The sequence below is a fragment of the Paenibacillus pedocola genome, assembly GCF_031599675.1.
GTDB lineage: Bacteria > Bacillota > Bacilli > Paenibacillales > Paenibacillaceae > Paenibacillus_AQ > Paenibacillus_AQ pedocola.
Window position 1 is genome coordinate 3,991,329 of sequence record NZ_CP134223.1, and the last position, 21,901, is coordinate 4,013,229.

The following is a 21,901-nucleotide window of genomic DNA, read 5'->3' on the forward strand; positions in this document are numbered from 1 at the left end:
GCCTCCCTTACCGGTCAGAGGGCACCGGAAGAGGTGCCCCTGATTGGTGACTATTCAGTTTTCTTTGACTATTTTACCGATAAGAAGTGCAGTCCGTAGAAGTTACCCCATGCCCAAGGATTCGATTGCACACCCGTAATGCCCGGCTTCACCAGGAAGAACTGCTGCTGATAGAACAGCGGGATGGCGTAGGCATTGTCAATCAGGTTATTGATAACCTTAGCGGCAAATGGTGCTGCATCTTCAACAGTCAATGCATTGACGAACTCTGCCTGCCACATTCTCAAGTCTCTTAAATCATCCGATTGTGTCTTGTTATAGTACACCTGAACATCCAGCGCATTCTGATTCAGTTTTCCGCCCGGCGCATTCGGGGCAATAAAGGTCCAAGCACTCACAAAAGCGGCATGTTTCTCATCATTCGTCTTCGCATTTTTCCATACATCCACGATCTGTTGCCACTGCTCGGCGCGTGTTGGCACTCCCTTAGGATTCAGATAAGGCTGCCACTCTGCAGGCTGTTTCGCAGTCCATTCATCCAAATAAGCGATATCTTCTTTGGCCGCCTGTTCAAGCTTAGCCCAATCGCTCCATTCCACGCCAACCTTCGCGTCATTAGGATCTCCGTATTGTTCAATAGCAGGTTTATAGTAGACTTCCTTGCTCCAGTTCACGAAATTCTGCGTAGCCTCCAGCGGTGCATCCAGTGTACCGATGGAATACAGCTGCTGCGTTGCACCCATATCCAGACTTCCCGGTTCGCTCCAGTTCGTTGCCCCGGAAGCCAGGATAAATCCTGGTTCGGCATCCGCTTGCGGGCCGTTATATTGATAGGCATTGAATTGGGTTTCGTTCAACTGTTTGATTTCCGTTGTAATTCCGAGTCCCTGCTGCAACTCCTGACCAAGCGCCAGGGCAATGGATTCCCCTTGCGGATCCACTTGCTTAACACCAATATAAAGAATTAGCTTCGGCAAACCTTTGCCGCCTTCAAATCCGGCATCCTTGAGCATCTGTTTAGCTCCATCCAGATCCTCTTCAATTCCTTTTTCAAGCTTCTCCGTCGGCCAGCCTGGTGATGCGAACACATTGGTTACTCCGCCCATACCATTCAGAACCGATTCTACAATCGGTTTACGCTGGATGGCTTTGGCAATCGCCTGACGGACTTCCTTCTTGTCGTACGGGGATTCCGTAGTCGGGTTGGACCATTCCAGGTACTTGATGGCATAGTTTGGTGCTGTGAACAGCTCTGAATTCAGGTCATGTGACTTCACATACTGCAAATCCGATGTGGTCTGTACCAGTGCTACCTCGGTTTTACCAGCCATGTAATCTTCTACCGGTACGGTTGTGGCCGGGAGCACATGGATCGTTTCCACATTCCCGCGGTTCAGCTGATCCTTCACACCCACATAATTAGGGTTGCTTACCATTACAAGCTCTCCGTTAGGTGTGAATGATTTGACCATATACGGACCGTTGCTGACAAAGTTCTCTGGTGCAAACCAGTCACTCGGATGCGCGTCAACAACCTTTGGATTCATCGGCATCGCCCCGGCCAGCACCAGATCTCCCAGAATCGCATGAGGCAGCGTAGTAGTAATCTCTAAAGTATAATCATCAATTACTTTGAGTCCGACTTCTTCTTTACTTACCGAACCTGCGTGATAAGCGTAAGAGTTCTTTACAAAATTAAGTACGCTAAGCCACAGCTGTGCGGTCGTATTTTTAGGATCCAGCTGGTACATGTAGGAATAATAAAAATCATTGGCAGTAACCGGATCACCGTTGGACCATTTGGCATCCTTTCGGAGTGTGAACGTCCAGGTCGTTTTATCCTCAGAGACTGTATATCCTGTAGCAATCTTAGGGACAATTTCATTGTTTTGATTGTATCCATACAGGCCTTCGAGCAAAGTACCTTGTTCAACGAGAATCTGGCCCTGCCACTGCGTTGGATCCAGTGTAGGCATCTTCGGATTGAAAACAGTCACCGAGCTTCCTGCCTTAATCTCTGGATCAGAAGCGCTTTCATTTTTAGGAGCGGATTCTCCTGAATTATTCTTCGTGTTAGACGCACTATTGGTGCTGGCCGGCTTGCTCCCATCATTGCCGCTGCCACTATTGCCGTTAGCATTATTTGAGTTGTTGTTGCATGCAGTCACCGAAAGCATAGCAAATGACAGAATAAGCGCGAGAATAGCATTCTTCTTTTTCATCCTCAAGCGATCCCCCTTAAATATGTTACTCAAAATAAACCTAACACGTTATCACTTCGTTATCATTTATACTATCAATATGATACTTCCGCATACTCACCTCCTAAATTAATCGCAAACACGATTTGACAATAATAACACACAACCTAACATTTATTCCCGTATAATACCTATGTAACCGCTTCAATTGTAATTTTATTACTGTTTCATGTCAAGAAAAAAATGGAATTCAATTTCCGTTAGTATAACTATTCATAATAATTTTAGACTAACAAAATTTACGTTTTCGACAAATTATCAACTTTTTTCGTTAAAAATCATATAAATTAAACTAACTTATTTCTGTTTTTTTCAAAACCTAAGGAAACTTTATGTAGCAGAAACACCGGCCAGCACTAAATCTACAGGGTCAGATCATAGGCTAACCAGGTAAATTGCCGAATCCGCATAAAAAAAGCCGCACTGCGCGCGGCTTTTATCAGAATTATTTTCGTTTATGAACTATAAAGGATAAGTAAGGGAAGCTTTATTAATAGGTATACCAGGCAGGGGCTTCACCATATAATTCATCTATTTTTGGTATAAGATCCAGCTCCAGATTATGATATACAGCCGCCATATTCTCAACAATCTCCTCCACATCGGTCTGCTTATTTAAATAGACATTTAAATACCAGTTATTCGAACAGGGAATATTCATCTGATGTTTCCATAACGGGCCTTCAATACTGCATTCACAAGATAATGAGTGTCCCCACTTATCAACTGTAAAAGTTAACATGATCCGGTTATAGTTTCCCGTCTTTTTAACCATCGTATTCCGTCCATGACCGCTATACTTTGGAATATATGCGAAGCCTAGCCGGCTGAAGTTATGTATAACAGCTTTCTTTACGGAAATGGGTCCTTCCCTGTGAATTTGAAGAGACAGGCCCGCCAATGAGTGAGGGTACTGGAATTGGGGAAGATGGCCCTGATCTGAATATTTGCTCTCAATCCATTGCTGCCCTATAAGGAGTTTGTCCTTTATAATTGTACTCTCTGCGAGCGTAGAAGGAACCGCAAACGGCGCTTCATACTCTATTTCCCCCAGATTCTTAACAAACGTACTTGTCTTCGCTTGAAGACTGTCTGCCCCTTCAGGAATATCTTCTTCGTCCAGTTCAACAATAGCATACAGAAAGTTCTGCCTCCCTGTAATCCACCAATTGCTCTGTAAAATAATGCATGGTGAGGGATATGTATTAAGGTTAACTGGAGAACCCGCATAAAATCGGCAGTCCGTTCTAAAATCTCCTTTTGCGTGATAAGGAACCGGACGGGTTGCAGCCTTCTCTGGGGACGACCGCAGAATGGAAAGACTGTCTATAATGAAAGTCGCCTCATTTATAGGAAACCGCCGGGGTATCCCATTAATAATCTCAACCATCAGTTCTGGCGACAGCGGGTCCGTGCAGCCATTCAAATTACAGCTGTCCCAATCCTCAGACAAGTTAGACATAGCATAAGGGGGTTCAAACCTCTCTGGTTCACTTGGTACCGGAAACTTATATTTATTAAGCATAGGTGCATGTTTTAGCACTCGTTCTATTCCAGAAGCACTCATAGAAGATGAATCGGAGAGATAAAATTTAATATCCGCCGTCTGCTCACCGTGTTCCCTAAGTGTTTCGAGTACTTTTGCAGCCAGCACTGGCGGTGTGTCTTTTTTGGACAGTCGAAACATGATTAGCTTGTACAGCTTCATCCTCAGCCTCCTATGCGTTATTGATGGGTCTCATTCGTTTGCTGTATAACATTCCTCCGCCCTATTCATCACTAAACAGCTCCCGCAATACTGCCTTCCGGTTTTCGAGAAAACGTCTAGTAAGGATGTAGTGCAGTGTGTCTTCATACTGAATCTCTGAAGCAGGCTGACTGTCAAAGTTCAGGATTTGGGCATCCGGATAGCCCAGCAGAATCGGGGAGTGCGTTGCGATGATAAACTGGGCTTCTTTCTCCAGATCCTTAATGATTCGAAGCAATGACAATTGCCGGGCTGGTGATAGCGCAGCTTCGGGTTCATCCAGCAGATAGATCGCCTTTTTTCCGAAACGGTGCTTAAAAAGCGACAAAAACGCCTCACCATGGGACTGTTCATGTAATGACTGCCCCCCATAATACCTTAAACTTGAAGGCATTGTATCGATATGTGAAGCAAAGTGGTAGAAGGTCTCCGCCCTGAGAAAGAAACCGTCGGTTACCTTGGGCAGCCAGGATAAACGCAGGTGATCCCCCAGCGCCGAATGAGAAGCATCTACCTCGTAAGTATTGTTCCTGCCTCCGCCTGCGGTATTAAATCCGCACTGATAAGCGACTGCCTCGAGCAGGGTGGACTTTCCGGATCCGTTTTCGCCAACCAGAAAGGTAACATTCGTCTTGAATTCAAGACGGTGCAGATTTTTCAGGGCTGATATGGTAAATGGATAGCGGGAAAGATCCGTATCATTTTTCGGTAGAATCTCCACACTTCGCAGGAACATGTAATCATCTCCAAACCTATGTTATGAAAAGGCAGTGTCCCGGTTACTTCACGTCTACAGCTTCATAGAACAGCTGATTATTCTCAAGGAAGAGAACGCTGTCCTGCTTCAGCTTCATCGATTGAATATCCTTTTTCGATGGGTATTTCAGCAGAGCCTCGTTCACGTCCTGTTTATTCTGCTTGTTATCAATCTGATAAGCAATTATTTTGCGGCCTTCCCGCTTCAAAATTAAATCTTCGGTGCGGAAGCCTGTATGTTCGTTTTTACTCCGGATGCCTCGTTCACTCATCGTGCTTAAGTCCATACAGGAAACCAGCGAACGGTGAATTCCGGACCCGAAGGAATAAGCATACACGAGATCCATGGTCCCGTCATTATTGATATCGTAAGGCACAACACTCGTTACCCCATAAGCACCGAACCCATTTCCCAGCACCGCAGCCTTCCCTTCAGCGACAACAAAGGTTTCTAAGCTGCTGCTGTCTTTAAAAATCTGATGTTTAGTCTCTGACCAGACCTCAGGAGGTGTAATCTCATTCAGCTCACTAACCAGACTGGCTTCCTGCTGACCCAGCAACTCCTGAATAATTGTTTCAGCTTCCTTAACGGACAGCTTTTCGGACTTGGAATCACATGCGGTGAACAGCAGGATTACCGATAGTAAACACGCACCGAATCCGGCAAATTTGCGCTTGCTGTTCATGTCCGCACCTTCTTAATGTCTTTGTTGAACCAATGAACATACCCGCAGCGGTCGCAGGTCAATATATTCGCTGAACGGTTAGCGAAATCAAGATTCAAGAAACTTAGTAAAGCTGTATTCAACTGCGCATAGCCATGATCGAATTTATCATATTGACAGTGCACGCAGATCACACGCAGACCATTCACCTGATAGGGGGCTGCTGCTGTTAACTCTTTCATATTTTTGGAAAAAATCTTAAAAAACCTTTTTGCCCCGTTTGCCATTCCCGATGCCTCCTTCTAGCGCCTTTCCCATTAATACGCCTCCTAAATTTGGAAGTTTCGGTATATGCTGAACTATCTCATGTATGAGTGTTGGAGTGTAGAATAAAAAAACGGCCGCTGGTGTTCCCGGAGGAGCCCTTACAGCCGTTTTACCTATTATCTCTGCAGCGGTTTATTGTAGCCTTTGTCTTCATAGGGCTGCAATTTCTCCAGCCACCGTTTCAGCATCACCTTACATTCCCATTTCACATCGGCGATTTCGTCAGTTTCCTTCTCCTCCAGCACTTCATAGCCGAAATTCTCTGCCCCAAGTTCTTTCCAGTCCTTTTGCAGCTCTGCATTTGCGAACCGGCCCATATCCAGCTGCATCTGGAGGGTAAGCCATTTGTTCTTCAGGTTGGAAAAGGTATCAATGTAGATTTTACCGCTGAGCTTATTGGTGATTTGGATGGCACCCATGTATGTTTTAATCTGCTTGAATTCCTCTTGTAGCTCCTTACGCTTGCTCTTGTCCACGTTATTCTCTCCTCAAAGTTTTGTCGGGATTACTTCTATAACCAGGCTTCAGGCTTAAGTTGGTCAGCGGATGTCCTAATAGCCCATCTCCTTCAGTACCCGGGATAATACACTTAGCCGTTCACCTATCATTTCACCGTCTTCGCCAAGCGCTTGGGCAAACAGCTTAATATCATTATCAATCATTGGATTATCGGTACACACAGCCACATTCATGGCATCTCCCTGCAGACCTATACGGTCAATCGTCGTGTCCTCCGGGTCATACATTTTGGGCATACGGTAAGCATCCTGGAAATATAAGCTGCTTCTGCAGATCAGGATCGCCAGATCCAGCACACGGTGCATCGGCAGCTCTTCCGACTGTCTAGACCACTTCTCCCCTGTATGTCTCCATACTTTAGCTGAGATATCGACCTTTCCCCGGTCATTCCACTGGGCTAAGCCGAGGGACAGCCCCTGGGCATCAGTATTGCCGGCATAACGGCCGTCTACCTGCTCATAATTTTCGGATACGATCACAGGTTTATGTTTTAAGGTAGTTGGAATTTTCATCTCTACACGCTCCATTTGTATTTACTAATTTACTAAATTACTAATTTACTAAATCCAAAATCATAATACCCCTCATTCCATCATCTGTCAATCCCGCAAAAAAAAGCTTCTGCAGCAGATGCTGCAGAAGCTTTTTGGAGTACCTCTGAGTGTTGTCGTTACCTTTGCTTCTAATTACCGCCTCTGGATGGCCATTGAAAATTAGGTGCGGCGCATGTAAGCGCGGACGGTGATGGGTGCAAAGATAGCCACAATAACCGCAGCACCGACCAGGGAGAAGACGAGATCCGAACCTGCTGTTCCGTTATTGGTTAACTCACGGACAGCCGTTACCAGGTGGGAAATCGGGTTGATATTGACGAACCACTGGAGCCAGTCAGGCATAGTATCGACCGGCACAAAGGCATTGGAGAGGAACGTAAGCGGGAACAGCACGATCATGGATATCCCCTGCACACTTGAAGCTGTACGGGCGATTACACCGAAGAACGCGAAGATCCAGCTGATAGCCCAGGAGCAGGCGATTACCAGCAATGCAGCAACCGCAACATAACCGATCCCGCCCTCAGGACGATAGCCCATGAGATACCCCATAACGAAGGTCAGCACCGTTGCGATGGTATAGCGGACCGTATCTGCGAGCAGAGCTCCCGCAAGTGGTGCAATCCGCGAGATCGGAAGTGATTTGAAACGGTCGAACACTCCTTTTTCCATGTCCTCACGCAGCTGCACGCCAGTAACGATGGAGGTGGTGATGACCGTCTGCACCAGGATTCCTGGAATGATTACCGGCAAGTAGCTAACCACGTCACCAGAGATCGCTCCGCCGAAAATATAGGTAAACATCAGGGTGAAAATAATCGGCTGAAACGTTACGTCAAACAACTGCTCAGGGGTACGCTTGATTTTTAACAACCCCCGGTAAGCCATGGTCAGGGAATTGCGGACCGCCTGGCCGAAGCTGGAGTGATTCTTCAACTGGCGCTCAGCCCCCGGCTTAATTAATGTGCTCATATTGTTGTCCCCCCGCTTTATTATCTTTTCCTGGTACCTGTGCTGCACTATCCTCTACACCATGGCCGGTCAGGGACAGAAATACTTCGTCCAGGGTCGGCTTCTGTACACTCATTTCGGATAAGGGGATTCCCGCTGCACGAAGGGCGATCAGCAAATCGGTTACCTCGTCCGCATTGCCCATCGGCGCAGTAATCTTGGCGGCTTCTGCGGATACAGCGGCCTGAACCCGCAGCACCCGTTCAACAGTCTGCCGGGCAACTATAATTTGCTGCGGATTCTCCACTCTTAAGTGCAGCGATGAGCTGCCGACAGAGGATTTCAGATCATCAACGGTACCTTCGGCGACCACTCTTCCGTGGTCAATAACCGCTATCCGGTCTGCCAGCTGATCCGCTTCCTCCAGATACTGTGTGGTCAAAAGGACCGTTGAACCCGAGCCCACCAGCCGGCGGATCGTATCCCACATCTGGTTGCGGGTCCGCGGGTCAAGCCCCGTAGTCGGCTCATCCAGGAAAATCAGCGGCGGCTGGGCGATCAGGCTTGCGGCCAGATCCAGCCGCCGGCGCATCCCGCCGGAGAAATGCTTGAGCGGACGCTTGGCGGCTTCGGTCAGTCCGAATTCCTCCAGCAGATCCGCTGCTTTACGCCGGGACTCCGCACGGCCCAGTCCAAGCAGCCGGGAGAAAATCACCAGATTCTCGGTTGCGCTGAGCGACTCATCGACGGACGCGTATTGTCCGGTTACCCCAATCAATTGCCGTACGATCTGCGGCTCCTTCACCACATCATGCCCGAAGATTCTGGCGGATCCGCCATCCGGGCGCAATAAGGTAGCCAGCATGCGGATCGCTGTCGTTTTCCCGGCCCCGTTAGGCCCGAGCACCCCGTAGATGGAACCGGTGGCTACCTTAAGATCCACCCCATCTACCGCACGGTTGTCTCCGAACACCTTGACCAGCCCCTGAGCATCGATGGCTAATTCTGCTTGCTGCGGCGCTTTTTTGGTTTGTTGACTCATTTGCTACTCCTCCTACACAACTAATATATAAGGATCATAAATCCCTTATTTAAACTGAATATAAACGTGTATGTATTCTTCGGCCCATCAGTCCTGTTCATTATAAGCCTGATTACTGAGCTGCTTAACGGTCTGCAAGACCATTTTGCCCTCCGCCCCCGGACGTAGAAAACGGAATAAATAACTATAGACAAAAAGGTAACCTGTTACATATAATAAATATGTAACAGGTTACCTTTTATGAAAGGAGAAATACCTAATGGACGAACAAGAACAGCAAGCTTACATCCTCGGCGCCTTCCTTACGCTCGCCAACCGTCTTCAGGTGCTGGGTGATAAGCTGGATGAGAAGATCACAATGAAACAGTGGCTGCTGATTGCTGTTATTTTAAAGAGCGGTTCACCAGCACCCGCCTTAAGCGATCTGGCTGCGATGATCGGCAGCTCCAGGCAGAATGTCAAGAAAATGGCCCTTCTGCTGGAGAAGCAGGGATTTGTGGTGCTCTCGAAGGATGAAAAAGATGCACGGATTCTGCGTGTACGGCTTACCGAAGAATGTATGGTTTATTTTGCGGGTAGAAACCGGGAGGAAGAACAGTTCATGGACGATTTGTTCCAGGATTTCAATGCCGAACTGACTGGCGGACTGTTCACGGGTCTGACCAAGCTCACTGATAACATTGCCCGGATGGAAGCTGGATCCCCAGATGAAGAAAAGGAGTAAAACAATTATGATCCTGCTGATCATTATTTTTGTCTGTCTCGTTACCGCTATAGTTGTCTTTTGGCATATTCCCTACTCCAAAACCAAGGCTGAATTTCAGAGGTTAGCCTCCGGGTTGCTTGAGGGTACACCAGCTGTGCCGGATAAAGTATTCACCAAGGAGGATTGGGCTGTGCTGCCGCCGCCTGTCCGGAAGTATTTTGAAACTGCCGGATTTACCGGAATTCCCCAGATGTCCTCGATGAAGGCCGATTTCCGTAAGGTTGATTTCATCCTGAGTCCGCGCAAAACTCCTATCAACATAGATTATACTCAATACAACTTTGTAGAGCTGCCCGCCAGAATAGCTTTTATTGACACTTCCATGTATGGTGTTCCTTTTCAGGGGCTTGATTCCTATGTAGGGGGTGAAGGCGGCATGAAGGGCGTTCTCGGCAAAACGTTTACTCTGTTTAACCAGCGTGGCGGTGAAATGGATCAGGCAAGTCTGGTCACCTTTCTGTCAGAGGTTATGCTGCTGCCTAGCGCTGCACTGCAAAGCTACATTACCTGGAAGAGGGTAGACGATCTGCATGCGGAAGCTATTATCTCCCGTTACGGCATTACCGCCAGCGGAATCTTCAGTTTTCGTGAGAACGGGGAATGCAGCTCCTTCTCGACGGAAGACCGCACGGCTATCGGGATGGACGGCTCTAAACACAAGGTGAAATGGACCGCCTATATGGATGATTATAAAATTACTGGCGGCATCCGGCAGCCCACGCACCTAAAAGCGGTATGGCATTATGAGCAGGGAGATCTTGTGTACTTTGACAGTGACAATCTTCAATTAGAGTATCGTTGATTGCTATTCGGCAGTCTCTGTAAAGTCCTTCACTTTGCATAACCATATCATATGATCATTACCACGGCCCCAGTAGTGCTGAACCGTCTTATACGGCACCCCGAACTTTCTGAGCCATCGCTGCTGCGCGCGCTTATAGCCGCTGTCCAGGCAAAACTGCTGTATCCCTTGCCTCCTAAGCCACGCAGCCATGCTTTTAATCAGCGCTGAGCCCACACCCTGGCCCTGAAACTGCGGCAACACGTATAAACTGCCCAGCTCACCTGTATCATTCAGCTCACCGCCTGTACACCCCCGGATATCCTCGCCGCAGGGACCGAAGGAAATAGTTCCGGCAGCTGTACCGTCCAGCTTGGCAAGCATAAAAAAGTTGTCCGGGTTGTCACCCGAGAGCGAGCTTAGCACAAGCTTGTTTTTCCACTCAATTTCGTTTTGAATATCCTCGTACAAATCGCCAAGCCCCTCTTGTTCAAAGGCATCCGTAATTGAAATTTCAAAAATCCGGGTTGCCGCCTCTTTATCCTCAGGCGTTAGCCTGCTTATAGTCAGCTTCATATGCATTTCTAAGACACCTCTAGACCAGATTAAGCTGCTGCTTAAGGTAAGTGTACACAAAATGATCTGGTGTGTGGAGTAGATATTCTGCAATAATATACTATAAGCCTCCAGGCGGGAAGGTGTACGATTCTTGTTGACTATCAATCAGGAGGTCAGCATGAATCTAACCGCTTTTCTCGTTTACTGTATTATTGTTACTTTTACCCCCGGGCCCACCAATATCGTCATTCTTTCATCCGTCCAGCATTACAGCATGAGGCAGGCAATGAATTATGTGATCGGTGCGACGATGGCCTTCGGCCTGCTGCTTGGCGTTTCCGCCATCCTGAACCGGATGCTTGCCGGTATCCTGCCAAATATACTTAGCATCATGCAGATCGTTGGCTGTCTGTACATGCTCTATCTGGCGTATCAAATCTGCCGGATGGGTTCGGCGGAATCCCGGGAGCAGCATCCGTCCAGCTTCGCTTCCGGCTTACTGATGCAGTTTGTCAATCCCAAGGTTATCTTATTTACCTTAACCGTGATCCCGAGCTATGTGCTGCCTTATTACAGTTCGCCGCTTATCTTGACTGTATTCGTTATTATTATAACTGTTATCGGATTTTTGGCTTTTGTAGCCTGGCTTATGTTCGGCTCATTATTCAGATCGTTTCTGCTGAATCACCAGCGGGCGGCGAACACGATTATGGCGCTTTTTCTGGTATACTCGGCCTTAATGGTTTCGGGGCTTCTATAGCGATTGGAGGTGCACGCAGTGGAACAGTTTATTTATAAAAAATCGGAGGATATCCTGGCTCTGTCCGCCAGCATGAGCGACTTCACCTATAAAAAGCACTGCCACGAAGAATATGCAGTCGGTGTGACCTTACGCGGCATCCAGCAGTACAATCTGAGCGGCAGTTTTCAGTCTTCGTACCGGAATGGCGTTATGCTTTTCAACCGTGAGCAGTATCATGACGGCAGCGCTTATGACCGGGCCGGCATTGATTATGTCATGCTCTATCTTAGGCCCGAATTGGTCTCAGAGATACTCGGAAGTAAGGAGCTCCGGTTCAACACCCCTATTGTATATGACCGGTGGTTAGCGCGCTGCATCTGCTCGCTCGCGGAAGCCGTCCAAACCGGCCAAGAGGAGTCCTTATGCAGTGAACTGCTGCTCTCCCTTGTTGAGCGTCTAGCCCATACGTCAGCAGATACAGCTCACAGAACGGATAACCAGTTTGTCGAACGGGCTAAAGAGATGATGATGGGCAGCCTTAACCAGGTGCTGAAGCTGGAAGATCTCAGCAACGAATTCGGCATATCCAAATTCCAGTTTATCCGCGGTTTCAAGCAGCATGCCGGCATTTCGCCTTATCAATTTTTTCTGAATTGCAAAGTAGAATACGCTAAGCGCTCCATCGAACAAACCAAAGATATCTATGCAGCTGTAGCGGAATGCGGGTTTTTCGATCTAACCCATTTGAACAGGCATTTTAAAAGCATGTTCGGCGTTACCGCGTACGAATATATGTCACAGCTTAACTAAACGGTATTCTTAGCGGTAACCAGCAGAAGCTCCCGGGATCAACGGATCATCCGGGAGCTTCTATTTGTGCTACTCAGTTTTTTTCACTACAGGGATCCAAATCTCGCTTCTGTATGCGGGTGATGATGTATCTTTACTTTCATTCCATAAAATCTCCGGCCCTTCCACCAGCTCATAATGTGAGGAAGGGAACCACTCAGAGTAGATTCTTCCCCAAACATTTTGCAGTGTATCCGGAAAAGGACCCACGGCTTCAAATACAGCCCAGGTAGCGGCAGGCACCTCCAGCTGTGAGAAGGGCTCCGGACAATCCAGTGTCGTAGCCACGCCGATATAATGATCCAATTCTCCCTTTTCCTCCATCCGGCCCTCTGAGAAATTCACAGAAGCACTGATCATTCCTTGGGGTACTGTGTTGGAGAGAGCTTTAAGCTGGCTGATCATCTCCATATTCAAACTACCCCACATGGCCGCAATTTCCGGATTCACGCCCTCGAAAATAATCGGCACTCTTTTATGAAGACCTACAATGCGGAATGCTTCCTTCTCTTCCATACGGTAATTCATTTCATTTCCTCCCTGGACTGTTAATTGAAACGTCATCCGAGGAAAGGCCTTGAGCAGCTGACCGGTCACTCTGGCTTCGGAAGGCGTTACTCCATGAAAGAGCTGAAAAGCCTTGGTAAAGGCATCGGGTGAACTGTAACCGTAATTGACAGCGATGTCGATGATCCGAAAAGAACTATGCTGCAGTTCAAAGGCTGCCAGCGTCAAGCGTCTGCGGCGCACATATTCAGACAGCGGGATTCCGGCCAGAAAAGAAAACATCCGCTTAAAATGATACTCCGAGCACATCGCCCGCCTTGCTGCTTCCTTATAGTCAACTTCACCCGACAGCTGCTCCTCAATATAGGCGAGCGCTTTATTCATATCCTCCAGCGGATTCATGCAGCTTCCTCCTTTCCTCAAGTCCAGATTAACAAAATCAAGCCGCTCGACTCCGATAGTTCGTGCACCGTATTGACGGAATTGTCTTGGATATATGATTCTATCGCATTCTGTAAGACTACATCAATACTATTTATGACTTCTGGTTCGATCTATAAAAATAGTGACGGTACGGAGATTTTATCTTAACTCAGCATGTAACGGCTGAACCTCAGCAAGATGCTGTAAATAGGCAGCTGAGCTAGCCAGCAGCTGTTCATCTGTCACATTACGGGCGTCATGCAGGACGAACGGCGGAAGGTAAACAGCACTGACATAGTTGGCAAGTGCCGCTACCGGCTTAGTTATATCCTGTATGGTGAACAGGTTGGAGCCTTCAGGCTGATAAGATGCCGCAGTACCGGCAGTAGAGATAGCGACGCCGATTTCTTTATTCTGTAAATGATCTCCACCGATTCCAAATGCCCAGCCATGCTCCAGCACTTCATCGAACCACTGCTTGAGAAGTGGAGGGGTGCTGTACCAGTAGAGCGGATATTGAAAAATAATCCGGTCATGGCTGTCCAGCAGCTGCTGCTCCCGCGCAACATTGATTTTACCGTCAGGATATACGCCGTAAAGTACATGTACGGTCACATCCTCCTGTGCCTGCAGCGCTTGGGTCCAGGCCTGATTAATTCTTGAATCCCCCAAATTCGGGTGGGCAACGATAACTAGTGTTTTCATTTTCATCTCTCCTCGCTTTTTTTGAGAACAATCATTCTACTAATGATAAAAATCAATACTCTCTAAATAGATACCTTACCTTCATCCACCTTAGTGCGCTTTGGCCAGGTATTCTGTAACTGCCAAGGATTTGGAGGACTGTGTCTTGATTATTAATTTACAACATAACAAGCATCACGTAAAATGATTATAAATGATTCTAACATTCATAAATAATGATACATCGAAGGAGCTGAGAGGATGGAAAGCAGTGAATTGAGAATTTTCCGTGCTGTCGCGCTTGAGGGCAGCATTACCAAAGCCGCCTTAAGCCTGGGCTATGTCCAATCTAATGTTACCGCCAGAATTCAGCAGCTGGAGGCTGAGTTGAAGACACCTCTCTTCTACCGGCAGCGCGGAATGATTCTGACACCTGCAGGAGAGATGCTGCTGACCTATGCCGGGCAGATTCTGCATCTGCTGGATGATGCGGGCAGAGCCCTTAGCGAAACCGCCGGCCCTTCGGGCAGTCTGGCCCTGGGCGCTTATCAAAGCATTTCTTCCCTGCACCTCCCGGAAGTTTTAGCTAAATATCATAAAACTTATCCTGAAGTGGATTTGTCACTCTTCACCGGGTCAACCGATGAGCTGCTGAATAAGGTTCTTCGTTATGAGTTGGATGGCGCTTTCGTGAAGCTTCAGGCCATTAACGACGACAATATCATCAAAGAGCTTGAAATAAACGAGGATTTGGTGATCGTCGCCCGGCCGGAATACGAAAATATAGAAAGCCTGCTCACCAAACCGTTCCTGATGAATTCCTCCGGCTGCCCGAACCGGGGCCAGTTGGAAAGCTGGCTCAAATTCAAGGGAGTCGGCAAGGTACGGTTCATGGAATTTAACCATTTGGATTCGATCATCCACGGGGTGCTTGCCGACCTTGGCGTGTCGTTCATCCCCCATTCGGCTATACAGAATTATGAAGAAAAAGGGCTGCTGAAATCCTTTACTGTACCTGTCCAATTCGCTTCTACCAAAACCATTTTTATCCGCCACAAGGCTTCGCTGAAGACCAGCGCCTTGTCTAAATTCATTGAAGTCATTCAGGCGAACACCTCCTATCACGCCCCGCTTCCGCTTGAGGCGCAGTGGAATGAAGTGAATAATTAAGCTCGGCTCACTGCCGGCTGACCGGTTCCTTCAGCGAAATCTTGTTCAGGAGATCAATGAACTGCTGTTTGCTCTGCGGATCTTTATCCAGATTCGTAAACTCCAGAATATATATCACTTTATCCTTGATGGTTACAATCCCGTAGTATGTATTATGAGTTCCGGTCGCACCGGATGCTGCTGGCCCGTTATCAGCATCCAGAGTAATTAATCTGCATACTCCCGCAGGCAGGTTTATCGTTTCATCGTTAATGACCGAGCTGTGATTGGGCAGTGCGTGCTTAAATTCAAAATCAGCTACATATGGACTTGAAGAGATTCGCCCTACTTTTTCACCCCGGTCATTTATTAGCAAATAATTCATTTGATCTCCCGTATCCAGCTCCCAGTCAGCAGGCAGCTCCAAGGCAAGAGTAGATAAGTCATACTCCTGAACAGCAGCAACCGTAGAGCCAACTTCCTGATGATCCGCCTGAACGTCCCCCTCCACTCCGAAATTAGAACACCCGGTCAGACTTAACACTAAAGCAATGGTTACAACCATTGTTTTATTGGCTATCCGCATTCCTTTCATCCTCCATTGCTTGTTCTACTTAGGATAAGTATCCCATATGAACGTGTGTAGTGCAGCTAAACATTCATGAAGTCTACAAAAATTTAATTTTTAACTATGCCAGGAAAAATACATTTGCTTTATAATTAGATGTATATATAATTAGATTATAATAAAATTAAATATTGATTAAAATGGAGGAACACAATCATGAAGAGTAAACTGGATAATTTTTTGGACCGTGACCGCAAGCTGCGCAGTTGGCCCGCCAAACGTACCAATCAAAGAATCGTTGTGGAGTATTTGAGTTCAAATTTTGCAGAAGGTGTGGAGTATACCGAGGCAGAGATCAATGAGATTATCAAAGACAATCACACCTTTAATGATCACTGCTTTTTACGGAGAGAGCTGGTTGACAACCACCTTCTGGGCAGAACCTCTGACGGCAGGAAGTACTGGAAAATTCCCCGGCCGGAAGAATCGTGATCAAAGCGGCTTCCGGTTGAAAGAGAGTACACGCACCTATCCGCCTATTCCAGCATACAAAATTGGAAGATAGAAGGGCGGGATGCAGGTGGGCAACAATATAACCTTTGAGCAGCGGGCAACCTTTCTGGCGGCTGTATGCAGTCAGACCTATGAGCAATTCAGTAATCCCGACGGATCATTCGTAGTGCCGTTTAATTACTCGCTGCAATATACAATTATGGCCAAGTCAGTAGGAAACATCTGGGAAAGGTTCGGGTTCATCCTGGAATCGCCAGAGGAAATTATTATTGCCTTTCGGGGAACCAGCTCGACCACCAACTGGATATCCGACATCATCGCTTCGCAAAAGAGGTTCAAATATATCAAGGAAGACTGCCTGACCCATCGCGGGTTCACCGACATCTATTCTTCAGCCAGGAGTGAGATCATCTCAGTGCTCGCCGGATTGCCACCCGGCAAAATCTTAATCATCACCGGCCACAGCCTCGGTGCAGCACTTGCTACCCTTTGTGCAGTCGATGTTGCAGCCAACACTGTCTTCTCTTCACCCTTGCTGTACACCTATGGTTCACCCCGTGTCGGTGATCCGGCCTTCAAAAAAGCATTCACTATGTATGTACGCAGCAGCTACCGTATCGCCAATACCTTTGACGCCGTAACCTATGCTCCCCCGACCATCTATAAGCTGCCCAAACGGGAAAAACGTTACTACTACAGTCATGTTCCGGCGCTCAACACGCTCACCTTCCAGAATGGCGCTATCGGCCTTAATCACATCATCAGCAGCTATTTTGCAGAGCTCGCCAAGCTTGACCCGGAATTCACCCGGCAATTATGTCAGTCCAGCCCCGGATTCTGTCCGGTTGCTGTTCCGCCCCCGGTAACAGTCCCTTTATCCTGAAGAGCAAACCTGCCAAGCTGCCTGGCCGGATAAAAACTGATCAGACCAAGGCTTGCCAAATAACCGTTGAAGGGGAGCTGTGTATTGTATAAAATCCGGATTGCCTGATCCACATCAGCCTTATTTATTGCATTCTTCAGAAAGCAATCCGGTTTCCAGATCACATGTTATATTTACTGATAAATTTCAATGCCGCTTGACCCGCTTCATCCGGCTGCATCAGCCAGACATAGGCATGCTCAGAGTTTTCTATACATTCAATCTCATACCGGTCGAGCAGCCCGGCAAAATAATAGAGACTGCTTCGTATTTGCTCATTCGCCCACTCTTTCTCACTGGGAAGAAACAGTACAGGGCATTTTACGTTCTGGTAGTAGTCTTCGAACTTCACGTCCCAGTATTTTTGAACATACTCGGTTCGCACATGGTTCTTATAGCAGCAGGTATAACTTCCGTCTTCCCGCTGCTGCAGACTATTTTCGAAGAATATCTGAAAATGTTCATTCCAAAACCCTTGCTCTGTCAGTTCTGCACGCTCTCCGCCAATATACTCCTCTATGGTTGAAAATACGCGTTCCTGCCTATCCGACAACCCGGCCAGCATCAGCGTTTTCTTCTGTTCAATCTCTGCTGCGGTTCCGTTAAATAATCCGTACTTACCAAATTCATTATAGATAGCACCCTCGCAGATCAGCGACTGCACAAGTTCCGGATGTGCCGCAGCCAGACTGAGACCAACCTCAGCCCCCATCGAGCTTCCTATGATATGACAGTGCTCAACCTGCAGCAGCTTCAGTAACAACCATAAATCATGAGCCATATCATCGATATGATATCCGGTCTCCGGCTTATCCGATTTGCCGTGTCCGCGAAAATCAGGTGCAATGATGCTGTACTTCTCTGCAAATTGCGGGATAATCCCATTCCACATATGCAAATTACCGCCGCTAAAATGAAGAAGTACTACGACTTCTTTATCTTCTTGTAACGAATATCTGACGTTTATGCCGACAGAGCCGAGCTGGATCATTTCCTCAATCATGCCTGTGTTCCTCCTATGTATTTCTTTCTTGATGCGCTAATTCAATCTCCCATTTCCCACTGCTGTGCTCAATTTTATGAACGCTGGTGTACGAAGACGGGAATTCTTTGGACAGATTCGTCCACTCCAGCTCCCGCACCAGATGATAAACCACATTGATTACACCGCCATGGGTTACGACTAATACATTTTCACGATGAAGCTGCTCCTCCTGCTCCCGGCGCCATCGTTCGAAAGTATTCTTAATCCGTGTATAAAATTCAAGCGGACTCTCCCCGCCTGCATAACGTTCATCCATCCGCAGCCCTGCAAAATATAGACCGGGATACCGCTTATCGGCGATCTCATTTGGCATACCTGCAACAGCCCCGTTATTGGCCTCTCTCCAATCACTGTCCCGCTCTACCGAAAGTCCGAGCTTCGCAGCAATCTCGCCTGCTGTATCCAGCGCCCGGCTGAGGTCACTGCTGACAATCCGGTGTATATTATAGAGTTGCTTATTTTCCTTTAAATAGATCCCCAGCCGTTCCGACTGCCTGTACCCTTCCGCATTCAATCCCCGCTGACTCCAGCCTCCCCGGTAACCTTCATCATCCCTGCCATGTCTAACCAAATAAATGGACATCTCTCATCCTCCAAATTCTGCATGCTTGTCTTCGTAAAGATATGTAATTACTGGAAATATGTCTATGATATTTGCCGCCTCTGTGACATAAAAAAGACAGTCCAAAAGCGCCCTAAGCGTTCTGAACTGCCCTTATTCACCTCACATATTTACAACGATTCCCGGATTACCCGCTTGTAATAGAGTACGGATAAGAATCCGAAAATCGAATACAACACCGTATACAGCAGCATTACCAGTATCATCGGTGTGAGCATCTCGGTTCCGAAGAAGAACCATCCCGATTTGACTGCGAAATAGCTGTGGCACAGCCCGATGACCAGCGGAATGCCGAAGTTGAACAGCTGCTTATACTGGATTCCGCGCAGGAGATCACTCTGGGTGAAGCCCAGCTTGCGCAGAATGGTATACCCGCTTTTTTCCTCTTCCCCTTCGTCCATCTGCTTGAAGTACAGAATACAGCCGGAGGTGATCAGGAAGGTCAGTCCGAGAAAGCCGACAATGAACATAATCATTCCCATATTGGTCCGCTGGTTCAGCGCATATTCATACTGGGAGAAGGCTGGTGATTGCGGTTTCTGGTCCATATAGATTTGATTCGCGGTATCGATCTGTGAGCGGTTGGTCAACTCAATGCCGTAATAATCCGCCACCTCCTGCTTTTTCTGCAGCTTAGGATCCCGCACTTGCTCCAGTTCCTTAAATACAGTCTCATCCACAATGAAGATTCCGCCGCCTTCCCCATAATAGAAGGGCAGCACCGGCGTCTCGGATATCCCGTTAAGCTGCTGCTTGATCGTGTCATTAACAGTCCGGAACCCCACCTCACCGGTTTTACTGAGTGACATGAATTTTTCCAGCGCACCGCCGTAGCCGACTATCCGGGTTTCACCCGGTTTCAGATCCAACCCTTCGACATCACTGTCACTAACCACAGAAGTCGTAAGTATATTATCCCCCGGAGCTGTAAACTCCGAATGTTCCATAATCTTTGAAGCATCGACTTCCATCCGAACCGGATGCATGTCTATCTCTTTGTACTCAATATGCTGCGCATCCAGGGCCTGTACAAACTTTTCCTTCACTGCTGCCCTGGCAAAACCGAAATCATGCGGTGAGCTTTGTTTGGCAGTTGCCTCTGCTGAATAATAGGATATGTAGCTCAGGGAGAGCAGACCAATCGCCAGCGCCGATACCGTAGTGATAATGGTCAGCAGCAGCGCGTTTGATTTCATCCGGAACATAATCGAGGAGAGTGACAGCACCTCATTGATCGAGAGATAACCCTTTTTGCTCTTGCGGATGGCATTGAACAGGAAGCTGACCGAACCTTTGTAGAACAGATACGTACCGATAATCACAAGAGCGAGGATGACAATCATCGCAGTCATGAGTTCGGACATTTCCTTAAATTTGCCGCTGAAGAGCTGAGTTGAAATATAATACCCCACAGCAATAAAAGTGATGCCCAGGAGACCGAGAATGATTTCCCACAGCGGCATTTTGCGGACGCGTGTCTGGGTCGTTGCGCCCGCTTTGAACAGGGATAAAATACTCTGCCCTTTGATGAACAGATAGTTCATAAGCATAATCAGCAGGTAGATCGCAGCAAAGACGACAATCGTCCGCACCAGTGCATCAGGTGAGAACCGCAGCTTCGCCATAGCTTCGATCTCCAGGATTTTGAACAGGACCATCAGAATCAATCGTGAAACAGCAAACCCGGCAGCAATACCGAGAATCATTGATCCGAAATAAAGCATCAGATTCTCAGCGCTCAGCAGTCTGAAAATCTTCCCTTTGGTAAGTCCGATCAGCTGGAACAGCCCGATCTCCCGGCTGCGCCGCTTGATAAAGATCGTATTGGCATACAGCAGGAAGATTGCGACGATCCCCACCAGCAGCACCGAAGACGTGCCGATGGCTGCCCCTCCTTTGACCGAACCCTCAATGTCATCCAGCGCAGGATCGAATTGCAGCGTAACGAAGGAGAAATACAGCGCCACACTAAAAATCAGGGCAAAGACATACAGGTAATAGTTTTTAAGATTCTTTTTCAGATTACGGAAAATGATATAGTTCAGGCTCATTGCTGAACACCACCCAATACACCCTGGGTTTTGATAATATCATTGAAGAAGGACTGGCGGGATTCTTCACCCTTGTTCAGCTGTGTGTAAATCTGTCCGTCGCGGATAAAAACCACCCGGCTGCAATAACTAGCCGCTACAGGATCATGGGTAACCATGATGATCGTAGCCTGGCGCTTATTATTCATGTCGGCAAGTTTATTCAGCAGGTCCGAGGCGGATTTGGAATCCAGCGCTCCCGTAGGTTCATCTGCAAAAATAATGCTCGGCTCATGCACGAACGCCCGCGCCGCCGAGGTCCGCTGCTTCTGCCCCCCGGAGATTTCCGCCGGATATTTGTTCTGTAGCTCGAAAATCCCCAGCTCCCCGGCCACCTGCTCAAACTTCCCATGCGCTTCCTTCTTGGAGATTCCGGTAATCGAGAGCGGCAGCAGCACATTTTCTTTGACCGTCAGGGTATCCAGCAGATTATATTCCTGAAAAATAAATCCGAGATGATGCTTGCGGAACTCCGCCAGCTGCTTTTCCTTCATCCCCGTAAATTCCTTACCTTCGATCTCAATCGTCCCCTGGCTGACCCGATCAATAGAGGATAGAACATTCAGCAGAGTCGTTTTGCCTGACCCGGAAGCTCCCATAATGCCGACGAACTCACCTTTGTTCACCTGCAGATCAATTCCCTTGAGCACTTCCTGCTTGTTAAATTTATTTCCGTAGGTTTTGTAGATTTTATTGGCTTGCAAAATGACCATGTTCACCCACTCCTTTTCTGTAATTTCATCATAAGCGGGATCAGCTTTCTTTTCCTGCGATTCGCCGAACAATATGAACAGGCATGTGACATTATTGTCACATGCCCGTTATCTAAATAAGGTGGGGAATGGGCATACGCCGTAACT

Annotated in this window: 24 protein-coding genes; 7 read left to right on the plus strand and 17 right to left on the minus strand. The window is 47.6% G+C overall.

All coding sequences use genetic code 11. From position 1 onward, the window contains the following. Positions 1-68 precede the first annotated feature (68 nt). The 9 genes from QU597_RS17630 to QU597_RS17670 form a co-directional block, all read right to left on the minus strand. Positions 69-2,222: a peptide ABC transporter substrate-binding protein gene (locus QU597_RS17630; RefSeq protein ID WP_310829168.1), complete on the minus strand. Its 2,154-nt coding sequence runs from the start codon at positions 2,220-2,222 to the stop codon at positions 69-71. Positions 2,223-2,751: 529 nt separating this feature from the next. Then, on the minus strand, positions 2,752-3,969 hold the full coding sequence (locus QU597_RS17635; protein WP_310829169.1) for a hypothetical protein: 1,218 nt from the start codon (positions 3,967-3,969) through the stop codon (positions 2,752-2,754). 61 nt (positions 3,970-4,030) lie between these two features. Next, a complete protein-coding gene (locus QU597_RS17640; protein WP_310829170.1) occupies positions 4,031-4,744 on the minus strand; it encodes an AAA family ATPase in 714 nt (237 codons plus the stop codon). Positions 4,745-4,787: 43 nt separating this feature from the next. After that, entirely contained in the window at positions 4,788-5,450 is a 663-nt protein-coding gene (locus QU597_RS17645; RefSeq protein WP_310829171.1) for a hypothetical protein, read from the minus strand. Then, positions 5,447-5,716 carry a hypothetical protein gene (locus QU597_RS17650; protein ID WP_310829172.1) on the minus strand — a complete coding sequence of 90 codons (270 nt, stop codon included), beginning with the start codon at positions 5,714-5,716 and terminating at the stop codon, positions 5,447-5,449. The genes QU597_RS17645 and QU597_RS17650 overlap by 4 nt, the downstream gene beginning before the upstream one ends. Before the next feature lie 156 nt (positions 5,717-5,872). After that, positions 5,873-6,232: a GIY-YIG nuclease family protein gene (locus QU597_RS17655; protein WP_310829173.1), complete on the minus strand. Its 360-nt coding sequence runs from the start codon at positions 6,230-6,232 to the stop codon at positions 5,873-5,875. Positions 6,233-6,307: 75 nt separating this feature from the next. Next, positions 6,308-6,787, minus strand: a complete 480-nt coding sequence (locus QU597_RS17660) for a DUF6530 family protein (RefSeq protein WP_310829174.1) — start codon at positions 6,785-6,787, stop codon at positions 6,308-6,310. Between the two features lie 201 nt (positions 6,788-6,988). Then, positions 6,989-7,801 (minus strand): ABC transporter permease, encoded by an 813-nt coding sequence (locus QU597_RS17665; RefSeq protein ID WP_310829175.1) that lies wholly within the window; start codon positions 7,799-7,801, stop codon positions 6,989-6,991. Then, a complete protein-coding gene (locus tag QU597_RS17670; RefSeq protein ID WP_310829176.1) occupies positions 7,785-8,822 on the minus strand; it encodes an ATP-binding cassette domain-containing protein in 1,038 nt (345 codons plus the stop codon). The genes QU597_RS17665 and QU597_RS17670 overlap by 17 nt, the downstream gene beginning before the upstream one ends. A gap of 259 nt (positions 8,823-9,081) precedes the next feature. Here QU597_RS17670 and QU597_RS17675 point away from each other — a divergent pair, with 259 nt between their 5' ends. Both QU597_RS17675 and QU597_RS17680 read left to right on the plus strand, forming a co-directional pair. After that, positions 9,082-9,546, plus strand: a complete 465-nt coding sequence (locus tag QU597_RS17675) for a MarR family transcriptional regulator (RefSeq protein ID WP_310829177.1) — start codon at positions 9,082-9,084, stop codon at positions 9,544-9,546. A 7-nt stretch (positions 9,547-9,553) separates the two neighbouring features. Then, positions 9,554-10,390, plus strand: a complete 837-nt coding sequence (locus tag QU597_RS17680) for a DUF6544 family protein (protein ID WP_310829178.1) — start codon at positions 9,554-9,556, stop codon at positions 10,388-10,390. 3 nt (positions 10,391-10,393) lie between these two features. On the opposite strand, the gene QU597_RS17685 is transcribed toward QU597_RS17680, so the two are convergent. Continuing rightward, on the minus strand, positions 10,394-10,951 hold the full coding sequence (locus QU597_RS17685; RefSeq protein WP_310829179.1) for a GNAT family N-acetyltransferase: 558 nt from the start codon (positions 10,949-10,951) through the stop codon (positions 10,394-10,396). Positions 10,952-11,105: 154 nt separating this feature from the next. Between QU597_RS17685 and QU597_RS17690 the strand changes: the two genes are divergently transcribed. Both QU597_RS17690 and QU597_RS17695 read left to right on the plus strand, forming a co-directional pair. Continuing rightward, positions 11,106-11,687 (plus strand): LysE family transporter, encoded by a 582-nt coding sequence (locus tag QU597_RS17690; RefSeq protein WP_310829180.1) that lies wholly within the window; start codon positions 11,106-11,108, stop codon positions 11,685-11,687. Between the two features lie 18 nt (positions 11,688-11,705). Then, positions 11,706-12,479 carry a helix-turn-helix transcriptional regulator gene (locus QU597_RS17695; protein WP_310829181.1) on the plus strand — a complete coding sequence of 258 codons (774 nt, stop codon included), beginning with the start codon at positions 11,706-11,708 and terminating at the stop codon, positions 12,477-12,479. 69 nt (positions 12,480-12,548) lie between these two features. Here the strand turns inward: QU597_RS17695 and QU597_RS17700 are convergent, their stop codons facing one another. After that, the gene (locus QU597_RS17700; protein ID WP_310829182.1) at positions 12,549-13,427 is read right to left on the minus strand and encodes an AraC family transcriptional regulator; all 879 of its coding nucleotides are present in this window, start codon (positions 13,425-13,427) and stop codon (positions 12,549-12,551) included. A gap of 180 nt (positions 13,428-13,607) precedes the next feature. After that, positions 13,608-14,153 carry an NAD(P)H-dependent oxidoreductase gene (locus QU597_RS17705; protein WP_310829183.1) on the minus strand — a complete coding sequence of 182 codons (546 nt, stop codon included), beginning with the start codon at positions 14,151-14,153 and terminating at the stop codon, positions 13,608-13,610. Positions 14,154-14,393: 240 nt separating this feature from the next. Here QU597_RS17705 and QU597_RS17710 point away from each other — a divergent pair, with 240 nt between their 5' ends. Beyond that, positions 14,394-15,302, plus strand: a complete 909-nt coding sequence (locus tag QU597_RS17710; RefSeq protein WP_310829184.1) for a LysR family transcriptional regulator — start codon at positions 14,394-14,396, stop codon at positions 15,300-15,302. A 7-nt stretch (positions 15,303-15,309) separates the two neighbouring features. Here QU597_RS17710 and QU597_RS17715 read toward each other — a convergent pair whose 3' ends face one another. Next, a complete protein-coding gene (locus tag QU597_RS17715) occupies positions 15,310-15,867 on the minus strand; it encodes a hypothetical protein (protein WP_310829186.1) in 558 nt (185 codons plus the stop codon). Positions 15,868-16,065: 198 nt separating this feature from the next. Here QU597_RS17715 and QU597_RS17720 point away from each other — a divergent pair, with 198 nt between their 5' ends. Together QU597_RS17720 and QU597_RS17725 are read left to right on the plus strand one after the other, a co-directional pair. Then, positions 16,066-16,341 carry a DUF2087 domain-containing protein gene (locus tag QU597_RS17720; RefSeq protein WP_310829187.1) on the plus strand — a complete coding sequence of 92 codons (276 nt, stop codon included), beginning with the start codon at positions 16,066-16,068 and terminating at the stop codon, positions 16,339-16,341. An 88-nt stretch (positions 16,342-16,429) separates the two neighbouring features. Next, the gene (locus tag QU597_RS17725) at positions 16,430-17,245 is read left to right on the plus strand and encodes an alpha/beta fold hydrolase (protein WP_370656194.1); all 816 of its coding nucleotides are present in this window, start codon (positions 16,430-16,432) and stop codon (positions 17,243-17,245) included. Positions 17,246-17,405: 160 nt separating this feature from the next. On the opposite strand, the gene QU597_RS17730 is transcribed toward QU597_RS17725, so the two are convergent. From QU597_RS17730 to QU597_RS17745, 4 genes are all read right to left on the minus strand, one after another. After that, complete coding sequence (locus QU597_RS17730) at positions 17,406-18,287, minus strand: alpha/beta hydrolase (protein ID WP_310829189.1); 882 nt, start codon at positions 18,285-18,287, stop codon at positions 17,406-17,408. 13 nt (positions 18,288-18,300) lie between these two features. After that, positions 18,301-18,912: a histidine phosphatase family protein gene (locus QU597_RS17735; RefSeq protein WP_310829190.1), complete on the minus strand. Its 612-nt coding sequence runs from the start codon at positions 18,910-18,912 to the stop codon at positions 18,301-18,303. A 149-nt stretch (positions 18,913-19,061) separates the two neighbouring features. Beyond that, entirely contained in the window at positions 19,062-21,002 is a 1,941-nt protein-coding gene (locus tag QU597_RS17740) for an FtsX-like permease family protein (protein ID WP_310829191.1), read from the minus strand. Then, positions 20,999-21,754 carry an ABC transporter ATP-binding protein gene (locus QU597_RS17745; RefSeq protein ID WP_310829192.1) on the minus strand — a complete coding sequence of 252 codons (756 nt, stop codon included), beginning with the start codon at positions 21,752-21,754 and terminating at the stop codon, positions 20,999-21,001. The genes QU597_RS17740 and QU597_RS17745 overlap by 4 nt, the downstream gene beginning before the upstream one ends. Positions 21,755-21,901 lie beyond the last annotated feature (147 nt).